This is a genomic window from Nonomuraea sp. NPDC049625, assembly GCF_040675285.1.
GTDB classification, from domain to species: domain Bacteria; phylum Actinomycetota; class Actinomycetes; order Streptosporangiales; family Streptosporangiaceae; genus Nonomuraea; species Nonomuraea angiospora_A.
Genome location: NZ_JBFAOQ010000007.1, coordinates 230,252 through 247,228, shown reverse-complemented (window position 1 = coordinate 247,228; position 16,977 = coordinate 230,252). Strand labels below are relative to the sequence as shown.

Genomic DNA, 16,977 nt, shown 5'->3' with positions numbered 1-16,977 from the left:
CGCCTGCTTGCATCGCCTCCTGGTCACAGGCAGACGCTATCCACGCCGGATCCACAAGATTCCAACCACTTGTCATGCCTTTACCGCAGCTCAGAGCACCCATAACCAACCCCACCAAACTCACCCCGGCTCCACGTCCCACGCAGTGCCAGACTTTCGCTAGGCTTACGAGAGTCCGCCTCCGTAGCTCAGGGGATAGAGCACCGCTCTCCTAAAGCGGGTGCCGCAGGTTCGAATCCTGCCGGGGGCACCAGGTCCGACCAGCAGCAAAGCGCCTCTGACCAGTGGAAACGCGAGTCAGGGGCTTTTTGATGTGTCCGGTGGCGTACGGCTGTGGGTGATCGCTTGCGGGTGATCGTGCCAAATACGTGCGCACGACTGACGGCATGCAACACTCTTGCTGAGCCCCTTCACCACCCCACTCGCGATCATCGCCCTCTCGCTAATCCTCACGGGAGTCCGCAATGACCGATTCCGCAAAAGTGCTTCAGAACGGCCTCTTTCGCCGCTAACCACGCAGGTCAGCGAGAGTGCTCCCGCGCACGCGGGGATGGTCCTGCTGGATCCGCTGGACGCTGGTCGTCGACAATGCAGGACGTGTATGGGAGACCCGCCATATCAAGGGCAAGCAGGCCCGACGTCTCCGATGGTGGAGCCGACAGCGGCAGGAGTACCCTCTCGCCTGGATCTATCCCAAACCTGTGACGGTGCTGGCACGCTTGAGCCCGAACTTTCGCAGGTGGCTGCGTGCGCATGAGGGCATCAGCTTGCCACGAGTCACGATCGACGAATAGCTACTGCCGCACAGAGAGTAGCGGCCAGCCATCGAAGGGCTCGTACCCTTGGCCTGTGTGGATCATCGACTCGCGGTCTTTCCTGTCGCCTTTTTATCGTCTATCGTCGATTAACGATGAACGAAGAGAAGGGACCTCTGCCGAGGGCGGAGGCCGAGGAGTACGCGAGCTGGTTCAAGGCCCTGGCCGACGCCACGCGGATCCAGATCGTGTCGCTGCTGGCCCGGCAGCGGAAGCCGATGAGCGTGGGCGAGATCGTGACAGCCTCAGGGGTGGGGCAGTCCACCGTTTCACATCACCTGAAGATCCTGGCCGAGGTGCGGTTCGTGCTGGTCGAGAAGCAGGGCACCTCCAGCCTGTACCGGATCAACGAGAACTGCGTGAGCTGCTTCCCGACCGCCGCCGACGTGGTCATGGGCAACCCCGCCCCAGGCGCGCCCACCTGTGAGTGAAGGAGCGTTGTCATGGCGAATGACGAGATCATCGATCACTACTCCGCTCTGGCCCGGGCCGCGACCGACGGCCAGGTCGTCGCCGACTGCGGGCCGGATGCCTTCGAGGAGGGCTGTTTCGGCGCCGCCGGCTATGACGGCACCAGTGCCCTGCCCGAGGGTGCGGTGCGGGCCAGCCTGGGCTGCGGCAATCCCGTTGCGGTTGCCGATCTGTGTCCGGGCGAAACCGTGCTGGATCTCGGCTCAGGTGGCGGCATCGACGTGCTGCTGTCGGCAAGGCGGGTTGGTCCGTCCGGCAAGGCGTATGGGCTGGACGCCAGTCCGGACATGCTGGCGCTGGCTCGCCGCAACGCCGAGCAGGCGGGGGTGGGCAACGTCGAGTTCTTGCAGGGCGGCATCGAAGGGGTGCCGCTGCCGGATCGGTCGGTGGACGTGGTCATCTCCAACTGTGTGATCAACCTGTCCGACGACAAGGCGGCGGTGCTGGCGGAGGCGTTCCGGGTGTTGCGGCCGGGCGGTCGGTTCGGGGTGAGCGACGTGGTGGTCGACGGCGACGTTGACCCGGCCCGTCGCCTGGCTGCCGAGCAGCGGATCGGGTGCGTGGCCGGGGCGCTGCCGGCGAGCGAGTACCGCGAGCTGCTGGCGGCGGCCGGGTTCGTGGGCATCCGCATCACGTTGACCGCTGGCCACGGCGATGGTGTCCACTCGGCGATCGTCCAGGCCGTCAAGCCCGCGGCGGGTCCCGGGGTGGAGATCAGGCCGATGCGGGAAGACGACGCCGAGCAGGTGCTGGCCATCTACCAGGCCGGGCTGGACACCGGGCAGGCCAGCTTCGAGACCACGGCGCCGAGTTGGGAGGGCTTCACCGCGGCCAAGGTGCCGCGCCTGCGTTACGTGGCCGCTGACACCGCGACCGGTCAGGTGCTGGGCTGGGTAGCCGCTTCACAGGTGTCGGCCAGGCCGGTGTACGCGGGTGTGGTGGAGCACAGCGTGTACGTTCACCCTGGCTGCCAGGCGCGGGGCGTCGGACGGGCGCTGCTGGAGGCGTTCATCGCGGCGAGTGAGGACGCCGGGGTGTGGACGATCCAGTCCGGAATCTTCGGTGAGAACACCGCGAGCCTGGCCCTGCATCAGGCGGTCGGCTTCCGCGTGTTGGGCACGCGTGAGCGCATCGGCTGCCATCACGGCGTCTGGCGGGACGTGTTGACGGTGGAGCGCCGTAGCTCACTGGTAGGCGGTGGCGGACAGTCTAGGTAGGTGTGATTACTTCGGTGAGTTCGAACAGCGCTGAGGGCCGGTATGCGCGAGAAATGCCGGTCAGAGTGGGCCCTCCGGCATGGCCCGCCGGGAGTTGAAGAGGGCTCGTACCGCAGCTTCATCGCCTTCGATGTCGACGAGCCCAGAGGTGTCGTCGAGGGTGAGCGCACCTGCTGCCAGCCCGAGAATGATCGGGGCGTCAGCGCGCACGAAGGCATCGAGATCGCCGCCATCATGCAAGGTCACCTCTATGCCCGAGCGCGTCGCCCGCACCTGGAGCAACTGGCCGTCGACCGCGATCCCCACCGTCGATGCCTCATGTGCGGCGGCCCTGCCGGCGAGCAAGGCGCGGAGGGCGACGGTGAGCCATTCGATGTGGAAGCTGTCGCCGCCGGGTCCGCGCGCCATGAGCGGCGTGGACCAGCGGATGAGGCCCTCAACCGGCTCCCGCAGCTCGGTGCCCCATGGGGTGAGTGCGTACACGATGGCGTTGCCCTCCTCGGCCAGTCGCCGCTCGACCACTGCGGCGCTCTCCAGGTCGCGAAGACGGTCGGTGAGCAGGTTCGTGGCCACGCCGCCGAGCCCGTCGAGCAGCTCGCGGTAGCGGGCGGGAGCGATGAGGAGCTGGCGGACGATGAGCAGATTCCACCGGTCGCCCACGACATCGAGCGCCCGGGCGAGACCGCAGTACTGGCCATAGCTCCGACTCATGGCAAGCACTTTACATTCTCAAGTCCGCCTGACAATATCCAGCACAGCGCCGGCAAGGGTGTGGTCACCCCGTCCGGGCCATGGGACGGCCACCGCCACCAGCACTCACGCCACAGGAATGAAACGATGACCGACACCCCATCCTCCAGGCGGGGCCCAGACCCTGACGCCCAGGAAGGCGCCGGCACGGTCCCGGCTGCGACGCACAGCGGCCCCTCCGACACCATGACCCAGGCGCGTACGGCATTGCGGGACGTTGTTCCCAGCCTCGTCGAACTTGTGCGGAGCATCCCGGACGCCAACGCCGATTCGGTCGGTGCCTGGACGGTGGGCGATGTCGCGGCTCATCTGGCTCATGTCTTTCGCTTCGACACCGACGCCGTCGCCGGAAGGCCGGTCCCGCAGGCCACGGTGACGGCGGCGGGAATGGCCGAGGCCAACGCGACGATGCTGGCCCAGGACGGCGAACGGGACCCAGCCGTACTCGCAGATCGCATCGGCACGCTGGCAAACGAGTTCGACGACGTCGCGTCGCGTTCGCGAGCGGCCACCGTTGATTGGCTGCAAGGTGCCCGCCTGTCGCCTTCGGCGGTGGCGTGTCACCTGCTCGAGGAATGTTTGATTCATGGCCATGACATCGCCGCGGCCACTGGGCGCTCGTGGCCGATACAGCGTCACCACGCCCTGCTCGCGGTCGAGGGCGGCGTGCTTCCGCTCATTGCGGCTCTACCGCCCACGGCCTTGTTGAACCAGGAGAAGGCTCGATCCTTCCGAGCCCGCTTCGACCTGCGCCTGCGTGGAGGCGGGCGCACGGTGATGGTCTTCGACCGCGGTTCGTTGACACTCGACGCGGGGAGCGCACGCGACGTTGACGCCCACCTGTCTGCCGACCCCGCGGCTCTCATGCTGCTGTTCATCGGCCGGCAAGGAATAGGGAAGCCGCTTGTCGAAGGAAAGCTCGTCGCCTGGGGCCGTCGGCCATGGAAACTCGCCCGCATGCTCACTGTCATCAGCCCGCCGTAGCCCGTTCGCCGCACTGCCGACCAGGAATATCGGTCATGTCGGCTCCGGGGCACGCCCCCACCATCGGGGCCAACTTGGAACGAACGATCCAAGATAGGAGGAAGTGGTGTGCCTGTTTCGGCAGCGCGGCGCGGATACCGCCGGCATCGCCGAGGTGATGCAGGCGACCGGGCTGAGCCGCTCCAGCCTGTACGCGACGTTCGGCGGCAAGCAACGATTGCACGTGGCCGCTCTGCGACGTTACCTGGAGCGGCGCTCACGGCCGGTGTTCGACGCCCTGGCCGCCGACGGCCGCGGCCTGCCCGCCATCACCGGCTTCTTCGAGCAGTCGGTGGCTGCCCGCTGCACCGGTGCAGCATGCCCGCTGGGGGTTGCCTGGTCATACCGCGAGTGTGGAGAACGGGTGCGAGTACTGCGTGGCCGCGCACTTCACGCTTGCGCTCAAGGCGCGGGTGCCCGCTGAGGTGGTGGAAAACCTGTGCACGGGCAAACCGCTGCAGGAGCCGGACTGGAGGCGGTACGCCGGTTGACCCAGCTCATCGTCGCCCAGCGAGGCTGGGTGGACGACGCCGGGATCGAGGCGTTCCTGGCAGCCGGCTACACCCGCCGCCAGGTGCTCGACGTCGTCCTGGGGTGGGGATGAAGACGCTGTCGAACTACACCAACCACATTGCCCACACCCCGCTCGGCGGCACGCGAAGTGGTGACCACGGTGGCCGATCTCCGATCGGCTCGCACCAGGCGCTACGTACGGGAGTTCGTGAGTACCAGAACGATCCGCCCGTACGCTACGCCGAGGCTCGACTAGCCCGCGCGCGCTCGGAGACCGCCATCGCCGTGTAGCCGTGGGGGCGCCCGCCATCGCCGATGCGGGCCATCAGAGCCGGATGGCCCTTAGGGGTGTTTTGCGAGGGTTTGAGGCGTTGATACACGTGTTTCGGTTGGGATTTCGGTAGCCGGGTTCACGATCGGCGCCGGGGCGTTGTATCGACTGCTATCGCGAACGTAACGAACCCAGGTGGAATCATTGTGCTGGTCGAGGAGGCAGCGCGTGCTGAACGAGTTGAGGAAGTCGCAGGCTGGTCGGGCGGCGTTACGTCCCAGGCTGGTGGCGGCCGGCTGGGATTATCTGGTGATCGTCGCCTGGCTGGCCCTGCTGGCCGTGGTGTTCGTCCCGCTGTACCTCGCGGGAGTACGGCCGTTCGATGGGCTCGGCATGGTGAGCATTGATCTGCTGATCACTGTGCTGAGCGTGCTGCCTGTCGGAGCGTATCTGACCATCGGCGAGGCAGGACGGCACCAGGCCACGTGGGGCAAGCGACGAGCAGGGCTTGTTGTGGCCACTACGAGGGGGAAGCGGCCCGGTGCGGTACGGATCGTAGTACGCAATGTCGTGAAGTTGCTCCCGTGGCAGTGCGCTCACATGGCGGTGTCTCGGCTGGCAGGCGGCCACGAAGTAATCATCGCCATGCCCCTTCTGGTTGCCGCGTACGCTTTGGCCGGGGTCTCGATCGCGCTACTGCTGGTGCGCCGCGACAGGGCCGCTTTGCACGACGTGGTGGTGGCCACTCGAGTCGTACCGTCACAGTAGCCCTCCGCGTCATGTGCCGGTGCTGAGGACTATTGATCGAAAATCCCTACCGAAACACAGGCATCAAATCCTCACAAAACACCCTCCTAGAAGGGGCGCCAGACGCGCGGCAAGTCGTCATGCCGCAGCGATGCCATGCGGCGGTCGAATTGGGAGCGGATGTCGGGACTGTGGTCCACGTTTTGCATGAGCCACGTGGTCATGGCTCCCTCGCGAATGCGGCGCATCGTGCGAAGGCCAGGCCACTCGGCGATATCGAAGCCATAGGCATCCACAGCCTGTGCATACTCCTCGTCCTCGATCCACCGGGGTCGCCTCACCCTGGACCCTGCGGCCTCGGCCCATTTGGCTGACGACCAGGCCGTCGCGTTCGAGCTCCGCGAGCGCTTGGCGTACCGTCCCACGGGGCACGCCGAACTCGGCCATCAGAGTCGCCTCCGACGGGATCATCGCGCCCGGTGGGTACTTCCGCGTCGCGATCCGCTGGCGGAAGTCATTGGCCAGCGTGGCCGTACGCGGGCTGAGTTTTGCCTTAACTCATGGGGCTCCCTAACCGAGCAAGACGGACCCCCGGCAGGAGCTACCACGGTCGGCTCCGCTGTGCTCCCTGCACACGCGGGGATGGGCCCCAAGCACAGCGCTCCAGGGCTTGGAGCGGTCTTGGTCTTCGCGGGGCGCCGCTGACCACGCATTCAGACGCTGACCTCGGCCTGGCGAGGACGGGCGTCCTCAGCAGTGCGCAGATGGCGTACGGGCGACAGCAGCACCCACACGGGTGCCAGCGCAAGCCCGATGCCTCCCACCAGCAGCGCCGGGCGCAGGCCGATCAGATCGCCCAGCAGGCCGCCGGCCATGGCTCCAAGCGGGAGTACGCCGAACGACAGCGTGCGGTAGGCGGCGTCGGCGCGCCCGACCACGGCGGCGGGCACGGCGATCTGCCGCAGCGTGATGTGAGCCCGACACCGCGATGCCGAACCCCTCCACGAAGTAGGCGACGGCCAGCACCGCCATCCATATCAGTAATCGCCTGAACGCTATAGGTGGTTCTTTCGCCTTTGAGCGTGTCGCGACCGGGGCGATGATCGCCGCTACCCTCTACGACGCCTCCGACCGCGACTACCACGTGACCGTGCTCAGCGACGCCTGCGCCGACGGGGAACCGAACGTGCACGATTTCCTGATCAACCGCGTCTTCCCGGCCAGAGGTGCTGACGTCCTCACAGGCCGAGAGTGGACCGCCCGCCTGTGACCGGCCGTCAGCATTGAAGATCTGAGCCATGCCCGCGATGGGACGGCATACTTGACCGCTCAGCCTTCGATGACAAGAGCTCAAGGTCCGGTGTCGTGGGACAGGTCCCACCTGCCAAACGCTGCTGCCAGTCATCAGCAAAACCAGTCGACAGCACTCGACGCGCGAAGCCGCGACGGAGGCGGGACGTGAACGTCCCTGCCGCGCGACGGCGCCGCTCCCGGACCAGGCGTCGCCGCGCCTGACCGAACACGACCAAGCCACAGCGCCGTCATATGCGCTGTCCCGTAGGGCCGAAAATCGCTTGCCTCTGGTGGCGGGCTCAGGGAAACGTGGTGTCCATGATGCTCTGACGGACATCCCCCGTTATTTCGAGATGCCACGGCGCCGACTCGCGCCGTGATGCCGCCCGCCCATGCCCTGTTCAGCGAAGAGAGCGTCTTTGTCTCAACAACACTCCCGGCACGAGCTCCTGCCGACGGCCACGTCGGCCAGTGTCACCGTGTTCGCCTCCCCCACGAGCTGGATCGAGTCCGATGCCGTCGCGCAGTGCCATCAGGTGGCCGCTCTCGACGGCATGATGCACGTCGCCGCCATGCCGGACCTGCACCCCGGCAAGGGCGCTCCTATCGGCGCCGCCATGGCATCGACCATCCTGTATCCGTTCCTGGTGGGCTCCGACATCGGTTGTGGCATCGCCGTGTTCCCCGTCAAGCTCAAGCGGGCCGTACCCGAGAAGCTTGCCGCCCGGTTTCCCGATCTCGATCGCGCGCTGAACCCTGAGCAGGATGCCGACGACCCGGCCTGGGCCGTGGTGAAGGGTGATATTCCCGCTGGGTACGTCGAGGGCCTCGGGACGGTCGGCAGGGGGAACCACTTCGTCGAGCTGGCGCGCATCGGGACCGTTTTCGAGCCGGACCACGCGAGCCGGCTCGAACTCGCCGCCGGTGACCTGGTTCTCATCGTCCACAGTGGTTCCCGTGGGCTGGGCGAACGGATCCTGCGGGCGCACACCGAGGTCCATGGAGCGGGCCCCGCCCCAGATCCCGGCGCCTATCTGGCGATGCATGACGACGCCGTACGCTGGGGATCGCTCAATCGGCGGCTGCTGGCCGCCCGGGTCGCCCATGCTCTGGGGTTCGAGCCCACCGAGCCGATCGTCGACCAGTGCCACAACCTCGTCGAGGTCCGCGACGGGATCTACCTGCACCGCAAGGGGGCGGCGCCGGGTGACGGCCGAGACGTGCTCATTGCCGGTACGCGAGGCACCCCGTCCTACCTGGTGGCCGGTCACGCCGGGCCGGACGCCGGCCATTCCGTGGCGCACGGCGCGGGCCGCAAGATGTCGCGTGCGGACGCTCTGCGCCGGGGGCGGGCCAAGCACACGGTCGAGGAGCTGCGCCGTACGCCGATGGGGTCGTTGGTGGTGTGCGGCGACCGGCAACTGCTCTTCGAGGAGGCGCCGACGGCCTACAAGCGCATTGAGCAAGTGATCGCCGACCTCGTCGACCATGACCTGGCCACGCCCGTGGCCACCACGATCCCTCTGGTCACCTACAAGACGCCCGACCTCGGGTCGGCGCCCCAGAGGGACCATCGGGAGCAGCGCCGCAAGCGGGGGCGGCCGTGAGCGTCCACCTGCTGCTGTCGGCCGGGCGCGGCCCGCAGGAGTGTGCCTGGGCGTTGGCGCAGCTGCTGCACCGCATGGAAACTGACGCCACCCGGCAGGGTCTGGAGACCCATCGGGCCCAGACTGTTCCCGGTGATCGGCCCGGCACCTATCGATCGGTTCTCGTCCGGATCGCAGGTGACGGCGCCGCGGCGTTCGCCGCTTCGTGGACCGGAACTCTGTGCTGGCAGGCCCCCAGCCCGTACCGGGCCAGCACCGGCCGGAAGAACTGGTACGTCATCGCCGAGCCATGCCAGGTCGACACCCCGCGTACGACGTTCGCGGAAGCGGACGTCGACGTCGTCGCCTGCCGCACCGGCGGCCCCGGCGGTCAGCATCGGAACAAGGCCAGCACGGCCGTACGGGCGACCCACCGGCCCACGGGGATCGTCGTCGTGGTCGACACCGAGCGGCAGTTCAGCCTCAACCGGCGCATCGCCATGCGGCTGCTGCGACAGCGCATCGAGCACGGCGACGAGGCGGCGGGACGCGCCGTCACCACCGCCCGCTGGCGCATCCATGATGAGCTCGTACGCGGCAACCCCAGCCGCATCGAACGCCCGTAAACGTCGGAACAGAAGCTGGCCCCAGAGGCGCCGGCGACAATCCACCCCGATCACGCCCACCGTGAAAGGAGGATCGCATCAGTCGACATGAGGTCGGTGGGGCAAAAGCGTGCAGTGCTGCCCTTGACGAGCTCTCCCGTGTCGGAAGGCGTGCAGCAAGGCGTAGGTCTGCTCGACATGTAGCGGTGTTTGCCCAGGCCGGAGCCATGTGCGGTGTCGTGGCGGGCGATCAGTAGGCGTATCTGTAGTTCGCGCACCACGCCGATACTTGTCGTGGTCGGAGCCCAGGCCGGCGAGGACGGCGTCGGGGGCGCTGGCGCGGACGGCCGCGCTTGCCGCGTACTTCCGGGATGGCCTGCAGGAGCGGGATGAGCCGGGTGAAGTCGTTGCGGTTGGGACCGGTGAGGATGGTGTCGGTGATCAGGTGGTGCTTGCTGCTGGCCCGTGCGCGATCGACCGGGGACGGGCCGGGCTGCCGCCCTGATCTGGGTAGAGTCCGCTGCGGCCCAAGAGAGGTCGAGCGCGTCCGCCGGGCGCAGGCAGTCCGGCATCACCTCGTGCAGGTGCTGCCAGACGCCGGAGGCGTCCACTCGGCCAGGCGTCGCCAGCAGGTCATGCCCGAGCCGTAGCCCAGCTCTTGTGGCAGGTGCTCCCAGGCGATGCCGGTGTGCAGGACGAAGAAGATGTCCTGTAACGCCAGGCGGTCATGTAGTCGCTTGCGTCCCGGATGGCGGAAGCGCCGCTGACGCTGGGGCAACAGCGGCTCGATCACGCCCACAGCTCGTCGCTGACTTCCCACGGCTTCAGCTTCGCCACCCGCGCTCCCTCTCGCTCGGCTCCGGCGAGAGATCAAAGCACAACAAAATCATCCTGTTAGGACTTCTTGGAAGGCGCCATGGAAGATCTTTTGGTCTTCTCCTGACCGTTCGTTTACGACCCCCCACACTGAAGGCCGTGACGAACGATCTCACCGACGCGTGGGACCGCCTGGTTCCTCTCCGCCGGCTTTACCAGGTGGCGGCCCTGCTCAACATGCCGCGCCTGGATGAGAGCGCCGCGCGCGAAAACGCTCCGCAAATCAACCAGCAGGCGGTGCTGTACGCCGGCATCGCTGACTGGGCTCGACTATCGGCTCAGGCGACCGAACAACTCGGCAGGCCGGATGCGGCCGACACTGCCGATGAATACACCTATCTCATCGAATACACCGACCTGCACGCCAAAGGCTGGCACCCCGCTCCCAGCGAGCACTCCCAGGGAATCATCCTGGCCGACACGGCCGAGGCGGTCGCGCATACCGTCCTCACTCACTACATCACCCACCTGGCCGAACACCGCGACGACTACCAACTGTGGCTAGTCGACTCGCTATCCCTGCGCGCGAGTGTGTGGCACGTGAAAACCGCCGCCGCGCACCCCTGCGGCCGCCACTTCAGCTATCCCTCCTCAGCGCACACGTTCAAGAGCGCGATGATTCTCCCCCACGCCGTCGAGATCCGTATGCCTGTGCAAATACACCGGTTCATGAACCACTACATCGCCCCGTAACTGAGAGCCGGAGTCATGGAAACGACGTAACCCCTGCCTCCGTACGGCTCGAGCTCTCCCAAAGCGGGGGCCGCAGATTCGAATCCTGATCGTTTAGGGGTCGGCGAGCGGGTCGTCACTTGTTCCAGGCCACCAGGAACTCCGCCAACGAAATGCGTCCGTCCACGTCCCCGTCGTGCTCGTCCGAGACCTTGAAGATCGAGTCGAGCTCGGTGGTGGTGACCTGCTCGCCGCGCGCGTTCATGGCGAGCGTGAACTCCTCGCGCGTGATGTATCCGTCCCCGTCACGGTCGAACTCCTGGAACGTGGCGGTCGGGTCGTTGAGATCTGGCATGGGTGACCTCTCATCGTGCGATTCATTCGATGTGCCGGCAAAGCAACATCGAAGCACGAGCTTGTGCCCTCACGCGAGGAATGACGGGGCGAAAGCGCCGGTCGTGGCGCCCTGTTTCGGATCCGCGACGGCAGGAAGTCGATCGAGCTGATCGCTACCGTCTGCTCGCACGAACCGGCGTAGATCGGACGTGCCGAGGTGACCGGGTGACCGTGGATGGGCAGCCAGGGGGAGCGGATCACGGCGTTGCGGACGCTGGGCTGCGGGTGCAGGTCGCGGGGTGTGGGGTGCTCGACGACGGCGTGTGCGTGGACGAGGCTCGAAGCCCCCGTGACGTGCCTGCTGCTACCCGGGATCAAGCGCGCACCCGGCGGCCGCGACCCGGAGGAAAGGTCGCCAGGGAGCGCGGGCGCGTGTTGGGTCCGCGCTGGATGAAGGGGAACCGTCTATGGCGCCGGACGAGTGGGGCAGGATCTTGATGCTCCGGTGGCTGTCGGGTTCGGTGGCTTCGTCATGCCGTGTGCCTGCGCATGAAGACCAGGGTGGCGTCAGCCGCGGGCTGGGGTGCGGAAGACCTGGCGGCTGTGCCAGCTGATGTGGTCAGGCTCCACCGCGTCCAGGCCGGGCTGAGGGCTTCGGGCGGGGTGGCCGGACAGGGAGAGGACCAGGTCGCGGGATGCCTGTGACCGGCCCACGAACCTGGCGGAGACGGCGATGGTGCGGTCGATGGTCAGGCCGAGGACGCCCTTGTCGAACAGTTTGTGGTGGATGGCGCACAGGCACAGCCCGTTGGTCAGGTTGTCGGGTCCGTCGAAGGCCCACCAGCGTACGTGTGCCGCATCCAGTCCCACCGCCGCGCCGTCCAGCCAGCCGTCATAGGAGCAGAACGCGCAGCAGTACTCGTACGCCATGAGCACCCGGTCACGGAAGCCCGGGTCGCGGCGTGCGACGGGCGGTGTCCGGAGCTCCTCGCCGGATTCCAGGTCGAGGCCGGTCAGCAGGCACAGGTCCGGATGCAGGGATGGGGCGAAGTTGGCGTCCAGGAGGTGGCGGGCGATTCGCCCCAGCAGGCCGGGCTCCTCCGACAGGGCGCGGGCCAGGTCGGGGTGGAGGCGGCCGGCGGCCTGGCTGTCGCGAAGGCGGCCCAGCTCAGGGCCCGGGGAGCCCGGGCCGTGGCGGGTGTCGACCAGCCAGAGGCCGTCGTTCGTCAGATGGTGGAAGGGGTAGCCGGGGCTGGTGTCGCGGGGCGGGCCGTACTCCTTGAGCAGTTTCTTGAGCTCGGCCTCGGCGGCGCTGAACGTGATGGGCCGGTTGCCGTGCCGTTGGAAATGGCCCAAGGCGTACAGGAGGAGGAGCGGCTTGTGCGGTGCGCGCTCGCCGCCTCTGGTCCAGCGCCGGATCTCAGCGACCCGCTCGATCCAGTCCACGATCGGCCAGTGTAGAGCGATTGTCCGCCTGTCGCGGTGGCCGGCCGCGCCCTATAGTCGCCGAGTGAGCGATCTCCAGCCGGGCGTTTACCAGCATCTGATCACTCGTGAGCTGGACGGCCTGCTGCGCGCCGTACCCGATCGCGACCTGGTCGACCGGCGGGCGCTGGACATCGCCGACTCCCACGAGACGCTGGCCCGGCATCTGGCCGCGCTCACCCGCCGGGCGCTGCGCTCCGTCCGGGGCGAGAACGACGCGGTACGGCTGGCGCGGCAGGTGGAGATCGTCAACAAGGTCGCCGACCTCATCGGCGACCTGGTGCCCGAGGCCGCCTCGCCCGAGGAACTCCTGGAGGCCGCCGAGGAGCTGCTGGGCGTCGCCAGGAGCCGGGATCGGGATGCGGCAGGTCGGGTACGGTTTCCCGCGCGGCCCGTGATCCCCCTCACCGGTAGCGCGTTGCTGGTCAACGGCCGTGGGCAGCCGGAGATCGGCCATGAGCTCAAGCGCGAGCTGGCCTCGGCCGATCGGGTGGATCTGCTGTGCGCGTTCGTGAAGTGGAACGGCGTGCGGGTGCTGGCGGAGGCGATCGAGGAGTTCGTGGCGCGGGGCGGCCGGCTGAGGGTGGTGACCACCACGTACATCGGCGCCACCGACCGCCTGGCCCTGGACCGGCTGGCGGCCATGGGCGCCGAGATCCGCGTCTCCTATGACACGCGGATGACCCGGCTGCACGCGAAGGCGTGGTTGTTCCAGCGGGACAACGGCCTGTCCACGGCCTATGTGGGCTCCTCCAACCTGTCGCGCACCGCCCTCAGCCATGGGCTGGAGTGGAACGTACGCCTCGCTCAGGCCGAACAGCCGCATCTGATCGACACGTTCGCAGCCACGTTCGACGACTATTGGGGCGATCCGTCGTTCGAGCCCTACAATCCGGCGCATGACGCGGAGCGGCTCGACCGAGCCCTGTCCACCGAGCGGGCCGGGGGCCGGGCGGTGGTGCTCGACTTCGCGCACGTGGACGTCCGCCCGTACTCCTACCAGCGGGAGATCCTCGACGAGCTCGCCGCCGAACGGCAGATCCACGACCGGTGGCGGAACCTGGTCGTCATGGCCACCGGCACCGGCAAGACCGTGGTCGCCGCGCTCGACTACCGGCGGCTGCGTGCGGCCGGGCAGGCGGAGTCGCTGCTGTTCGTCGCGCACCGGAAGGAGATCCTGCGGCAGAGCCTGCTCACGTTCCGGCAGGTGATGCGGGACGAGACGTTCGGCGAGCTGTACGTCGACGGAGCCCGGCCGGAGCGGTGGCGGCACGTGTTCGCCTCGGTCCAGACGTTGCACGCCAACCCGCTGCCGGAGCCGGACCGGTTCGACATGGTGGTGGTGGACGAGTTCCATCATGCCGAGGCCGCCACGTACCGGCAGCTGCTCTCCGGCGTGCGGCCCACGGTGCTCCTGGGGCTGACCGCGACGCCGGAACGCGCCGACGGGCAGGACATCAAGCACTGGTTCGACGGCCGGATCGCCGCCGAGCTGCGGCTGTGGGAGGCGCTGGAGCGCGGGCTGCTGGCCCCGTTCCAGTATTTCGGCGTCCACGACGGCACCGACCTGCGCCAGATCGGCTGGCGCAGGGGCCAGGGGTATGACGTGGGCCAGCTCTCGAACGTCTACACCGGCAACGACCGCCGCGCCGCCGTGGTGCTGGAGACGCTGCGGCGGAAGGTCGGCGAGGCCGGACGGATGCGGGCCATCGGATTCTGCGTGAGTGTCGATCATGCCCGGTTCATGGCCGACCGGTTCACCCGGGCGGGGCTCCCGTCGGTGGCCGTGACCGTGCAGAGCCGGAACGACGAGCGTGACCAGGCGCTGCGTGACCTGAGGGAACGCCGGATCAACGCGGTCTTCACCGTCGACCTCTTCAACGAGGGCGTCGACGTTCCGGAGATCGACACCGTGCTCTTCCTGCGGCCCACCGACAGCGCCACCGTCTTCCTGCAGCAGCTCGGACGTGGGTTGCGGCTGGCCGATGACAAGCCGTGCCTGACCGTGCTCGACTTCGTCGGCCATCAGCACAAGCAGTTCCGCTTCGATCGGCGCTATCGGGCGCTCACGGGCGCGAGCCGTACCGGCATCGCGCGGGAGATCGAGCGGGGGTTTCCGACGCTGCCCGCCGGGTGCGTGATCGATCTGGATCGTGACGTGCGGCGGCTCGTTCTCGAGAACGTACGGCAGGCGCTCAGCCTGAACTGGCGGGACCTGGCGCGCGAGCTCCGCGAGCTGGGGGACGTCAGCATGTCCGCGTTCCTGCGGGAGACCGGGCTGGACGTGGAGGACCTCTACCGGCGCCGCCAGGGCTGGGCCGCCCTTCGGCACGCCGCGGGGTTCGACGCCGTGGCCCCGGACGAAGGGCTCGGGCGCGCCTTGGGCCGGATGCTGCACATCGACGACGTCGAGCGTCTGACCTTTGTGAGCGACGTGTTGGCCGGCCGGGCTCCCCGGTCTCCGCGCGAGCTACGCCTCATGGCCATGCTCGATGCGATGTTGTGGGGCGGCACCGAGCCCGTCTCCGGCGTGGAGGCCCGCCTGGCGCGGCTCACCGGTGCCCGTGCCGTGGAGCTCGGGGAACTGGCGAACGTGCTCCGCTCGGGAATCCGGCACGTCGCCCCGCGGCTGGACGCCGTCGTGCCGTTGCACGTCCATGCCCGCTACAGCAAGAACGAGGTGCTGGCCGCCTTCGGCATCGACCGGCCCGCGCACATGCGGGAAGGGGTCAAATGCGTTCAGGAGCACCGGGCGGACCTGTTCTTCGTCACCGTCGACAAGGCCGAGGACCATTACTCCCCCACCACGCTGTACCACGACCGGGCGATCAGCGAGGAGCTGTTCCAGTGGGAGTCGCAGAGCACGCTGCGGGCCTCCGCCGCCACTGCCCGCCGTTATCTGACGGGTGAATCCACGGTCCATCTCCTGGTACGGCAGTCCAAACGTGACGAAGGGTTTGGTGCTCCGCCGTACACCTACGCCGGGCCCATGCGGTACGTGAGCCACGAGGGCGAGCGACCCATCCGCTTCGTCTGGCGCCTGGAACACCCGCTTCCACCCGAGGTGTTCCACTACGCCAAGGCCACCGCGGGCTGAGCCGACGCGGGCTGAGCCGACGCGGGCTGAGCCGACGCGGGCGTCATGAGGCGAGCAGGTCGAAGTGGAAGCCGACGACCAGGCCGAGGAGGCTGATCACGCGCCACCACCCCAGGGATTTCGGATGCTCAAGCACCCAGGCCACGCCTTTGAGGGTGTTCTCGAACAGCTTGCTCCTGGCGGTCGATATCGCCACCCAGCCGACGGCGAGGACGATCGTCGCGATCAGGACCGCCAGGGCGAGCCGGCCGCTGCCGAGACCCATGGCGACGTCGACGGCGGCCGCCATGGCACCGACGACGATCGCGCCCCCTCCCGTGGTCAAACCTGTCAGCGTTCCCTGGGTGCGGGACCGGGGGACGGCTCGGAGGCGTCCGCCGTATTCACGGATCCGTTCTGGGCCGAGGATGTCGAGGACGACCGTCATTCCGCCGAGGAACGCGGCGATCTTCCCGAATCGCCCCCACCACAGCATGCCCAGGCCGTACATGGTGGAGTCCTGCAAGGCGCTGTTGCCCGAGAACCACATCTGCAGGGCGTCCAGATAGCCGATGTCTGCCACGGAGCGAGCGTAGAAGCGGCAGCGCTCGGACGGCCATCGTGGCGTAAATGGAGATGCCCACGTAGCCGACGATCAGCGCCATGATGGAAACGGCAATCGCTCACTGGCTCTTTGGCGCGGAAGCTTCGATTGTTGACAATTTGGCACTTCCCAAGAGGGCTATGGCTCCCGATAGTGGCCATAGTGGCGCTGGCGCAGGCGTTCGAAGTAGCCCAGGCCTACGAAGAACACCCCGACGAAAATCGAGAGGCCGAGAGAGAAGAGCAGGGTGGTCAAGGTGAGGGGTCGCTGCGCGGCGACCAGGGCGATGACCAGCAGGAGGATGCCGATCAGAGCGCCGAAAGCGGGTCCCATGATCAGGCCGAGGCGCACGGGGTGGGCCGCGGAGAAACGTTGACCACGGTGCGGCTCCGCATCACCGCCCAGGGATTTGTCCGCGCGCCAGAACCAGTACGCGAACAGCCTCCACACACGCACAGTCGACCTCTTTCACGGGGAAAGTAGAAATATCCTAATTCTCCGGGTGGTGTTGCGTACACTTCCTCCGTGATCGTGGGCGTAGGGCTGTTCTTTGTGGTCCTGGGTATTCCTGTGGCGTTAGCGTGCAGCTCAGTGCTCTTGGCGTGGGGGTCGGCCCGGCATGCCCATCTGAGATCGC

Annotated in this window: 19 protein-coding genes and 1 tRNA gene; 12 read left to right on the top strand and 8 right to left on the bottom strand. The window is 67.6% G+C overall.

Annotated features, from left to right (window positions below; genetic code table 11):
* Window positions 1–177 precede the first annotated feature (177 nt).
* The 3 genes from AB0J87_RS30200 (at window position 178) to AB0J87_RS30190 (ending at window position 2,503) form a co-directional block, all read left to right on the top strand.
* Window positions 178–253: transfer RNA gene (locus AB0J87_RS30200), tRNA-Arg, on the top strand.
* Window positions 254–910: 657 nt separating this feature from the next.
* Window positions 911–1,246: a metalloregulator ArsR/SmtB family transcription factor gene (locus AB0J87_RS30195; RefSeq protein WP_363970509.1), complete on the top strand. Its 336-nt coding sequence runs from the start codon at window positions 911–913 to the stop codon at window positions 1,244–1,246.
* 12 nt (window positions 1,247–1,258) lie between these two features.
* The gene (locus AB0J87_RS30190; protein ID WP_363970507.1) at window positions 1,259–2,503 is read left to right on the top strand and encodes a GNAT family N-acetyltransferase; all 1,245 of its coding nucleotides are present in this window, start codon (window positions 1,259–1,261) and stop codon (window positions 2,501–2,503) included.
* A 60-nt stretch (window positions 2,504–2,563) separates the two neighbouring features.
* Here AB0J87_RS30190 and AB0J87_RS30185 read toward each other — a convergent pair whose 3' ends face one another.
* A complete protein-coding gene (locus AB0J87_RS30185) occupies window positions 2,564–3,214 on the bottom strand; it encodes a helix-turn-helix domain-containing protein (protein ID WP_363970505.1) in 651 nt (216 codons plus the stop codon).
* A 126-nt stretch (window positions 3,215–3,340) separates the two neighbouring features.
* On the opposite strand from AB0J87_RS30185, the gene AB0J87_RS30180 reads away from it, so the two are divergent.
* The 4 genes from AB0J87_RS30180 (at window position 3,341) to AB0J87_RS30165 (ending at window position 5,828) form a co-directional block, all read left to right on the top strand.
* On the top strand, window positions 3,341–4,237 hold the full coding sequence (locus tag AB0J87_RS30180; RefSeq protein ID WP_363970504.1) for a maleylpyruvate isomerase N-terminal domain-containing protein: 897 nt from the start codon (window positions 3,341–3,343) through the stop codon (window positions 4,235–4,237).
* A 106-nt stretch (window positions 4,238–4,343) separates the two neighbouring features.
* Window positions 4,344–4,700, top strand: a complete 357-nt coding sequence (locus AB0J87_RS30175) for a TetR family transcriptional regulator (protein ID WP_363970502.1) — start codon at window positions 4,344–4,346, stop codon at window positions 4,698–4,700.
* A 15-nt stretch (window positions 4,701–4,715) separates the two neighbouring features.
* On the top strand, window positions 4,716–4,880 hold the full coding sequence (locus AB0J87_RS30170; RefSeq protein WP_363970500.1) for a hypothetical protein: 165 nt from the start codon (window positions 4,716–4,718) through the stop codon (window positions 4,878–4,880).
* Window positions 4,881–5,288: 408 nt separating this feature from the next.
* Window positions 5,289–5,828 (top strand): RDD family protein, encoded by a 540-nt coding sequence (locus AB0J87_RS30165; protein WP_363970498.1) that lies wholly within the window; start codon window positions 5,289–5,291, stop codon window positions 5,826–5,828.
* 117 nt (window positions 5,829–5,945) lie between these two features.
* Here AB0J87_RS30165 and AB0J87_RS30160 read toward each other — a convergent pair whose 3' ends face one another.
* Entirely contained in the window at window positions 5,946–6,332 is a 387-nt protein-coding gene (locus tag AB0J87_RS30160; RefSeq protein ID WP_363971080.1) for a winged helix-turn-helix domain-containing protein, read from the bottom strand.
* 188 nt (window positions 6,333–6,520) lie between these two features.
* The gene (locus AB0J87_RS30155) at window positions 6,521–6,757 is read right to left on the bottom strand and encodes an MFS transporter (protein WP_363970496.1); all 237 of its coding nucleotides are present in this window, start codon (window positions 6,755–6,757) and stop codon (window positions 6,521–6,523) included.
* Window positions 6,758–6,906: 149 nt separating this feature from the next.
* Between AB0J87_RS30155 and AB0J87_RS30150 the strand changes: the two genes are divergently transcribed.
* The 3 genes from AB0J87_RS30150 to prfH all read left to right on the top strand — a co-directional run bounded on the left by AB0J87_RS30150 (window position 6,907) and on the right by prfH (window position 9,312).
* Complete coding sequence (locus tag AB0J87_RS30150; RefSeq protein ID WP_363970494.1) at window positions 6,907–7,077, top strand: isochorismatase family protein; 171 nt, start codon at window positions 6,907–6,909, stop codon at window positions 7,075–7,077.
* Between the two features lie 442 nt (window positions 7,078–7,519).
* Window positions 7,520–8,707 carry an RNA ligase RtcB family protein gene (locus AB0J87_RS30145; protein ID WP_363970492.1) on the top strand — a complete coding sequence of 396 codons (1,188 nt, stop codon included), beginning with the start codon at window positions 7,520–7,522 and terminating at the stop codon, window positions 8,705–8,707.
* Window positions 8,704–9,312, top strand: a complete 609-nt coding sequence (gene prfH, locus AB0J87_RS30140) for a peptide chain release factor H (protein WP_363970490.1) — start codon at window positions 8,704–8,706, stop codon at window positions 9,310–9,312. Before AB0J87_RS30145 ends, prfH begins: the two co-directional genes overlap by 4 nt.
* 550 nt (window positions 9,313–9,862) lie before the next feature.
* Here the strand turns inward: prfH and AB0J87_RS30135 are convergent.
* On the bottom strand, window positions 9,863–10,084 hold the full coding sequence (locus AB0J87_RS30135; RefSeq protein ID WP_363970488.1) for a transposase: 222 nt from the start codon (window positions 10,082–10,084) through the stop codon (window positions 9,863–9,865).
* Between the two features lie 182 nt (window positions 10,085–10,266).
* On the opposite strand from AB0J87_RS30135, the gene AB0J87_RS30130 reads away from it, so the two are divergent.
* Window positions 10,267–10,860, top strand: coding sequence for a hypothetical protein (locus AB0J87_RS30130; protein WP_363970485.1), 594 nt, complete (start codon window positions 10,267–10,269; stop codon window positions 10,858–10,860).
* A gap of 115 nt (window positions 10,861–10,975) precedes the next feature.
* On the opposite strand, the gene AB0J87_RS30125 is transcribed toward AB0J87_RS30130, so the two are convergent.
* Entirely contained in the window at window positions 10,976–11,194 is a 219-nt protein-coding gene (locus AB0J87_RS30125) for an EF-hand domain-containing protein (RefSeq protein ID WP_363970484.1), read from the bottom strand.
* 548 nt (window positions 11,195–11,742) lie between these two features.
* The gene (locus tag AB0J87_RS30120; RefSeq protein ID WP_363970482.1) at window positions 11,743–12,621 is read right to left on the bottom strand and encodes a phosphorothioated DNA-binding restriction endonuclease; all 879 of its coding nucleotides are present in this window, start codon (window positions 12,619–12,621) and stop codon (window positions 11,743–11,745) included.
* Window positions 12,622–12,685: 64 nt separating this feature from the next.
* Here AB0J87_RS30120 and AB0J87_RS30115 point away from each other — a divergent pair, with 64 nt between their 5' ends.
* On the top strand, window positions 12,686–15,757 hold the full coding sequence (locus tag AB0J87_RS30115) for a DUF3427 domain-containing protein (protein ID WP_363970480.1): 3,072 nt from the start codon (window positions 12,686–12,688) through the stop codon (window positions 15,755–15,757).
* A 43-nt stretch (window positions 15,758–15,800) separates the two neighbouring features.
* Here the strand turns inward: AB0J87_RS30115 and AB0J87_RS30110 are convergent, their stop codons facing one another.
* Both AB0J87_RS30110 and AB0J87_RS30105 read right to left on the bottom strand, forming a co-directional pair.
* The gene (locus AB0J87_RS30110; RefSeq protein ID WP_363970478.1) at window positions 15,801–16,319 is read right to left on the bottom strand and encodes a hypothetical protein; all 519 of its coding nucleotides are present in this window, start codon (window positions 16,317–16,319) and stop codon (window positions 15,801–15,803) included.
* Between the two features lie 159 nt (window positions 16,320–16,478).
* Window positions 16,479–16,790 (bottom strand): hypothetical protein, encoded by a 312-nt coding sequence (locus AB0J87_RS30105; RefSeq protein ID WP_363970476.1) that lies wholly within the window; start codon window positions 16,788–16,790, stop codon window positions 16,479–16,481.
* Window positions 16,791–16,977 lie beyond the last annotated feature (187 nt).

Coding starts and splice junctions, on each gene's coding strand:
- AB0J87_RS30195 (WP_363970509.1), top strand. CDS start 911: ATGAACGAAGAGAAGGGACCTCTGCCGAGGGCGGAGGCCGAGGAGTAC.
- AB0J87_RS30190 (WP_363970507.1), top strand. CDS start 1,259: ATGGCGAATGACGAGATCATCGATCACTACTCCGCTCTGGCCCGGGCC.
- AB0J87_RS30185 (WP_363970505.1), bottom strand. CDS start 3,214: ATGAGTCGGAGCTATGGCCAGTACTGCGGTCTCGCCCGGGCGCTCGAT.
- AB0J87_RS30180 (WP_363970504.1), top strand. CDS start 3,341: ATGACCGACACCCCATCCTCCAGGCGGGGCCCAGACCCTGACGCCCAG.
- AB0J87_RS30150 (WP_363970494.1), top strand. CDS start 6,907: ATGATCGCCGCTACCCTCTACGACGCCTCCGACCGCGACTACCACGTG.
- AB0J87_RS30125 (WP_363970484.1), bottom strand. CDS start 11,194: ATGCCAGATCTCAACGACCCGACCGCCACGTTCCAGGAGTTCGACCGT.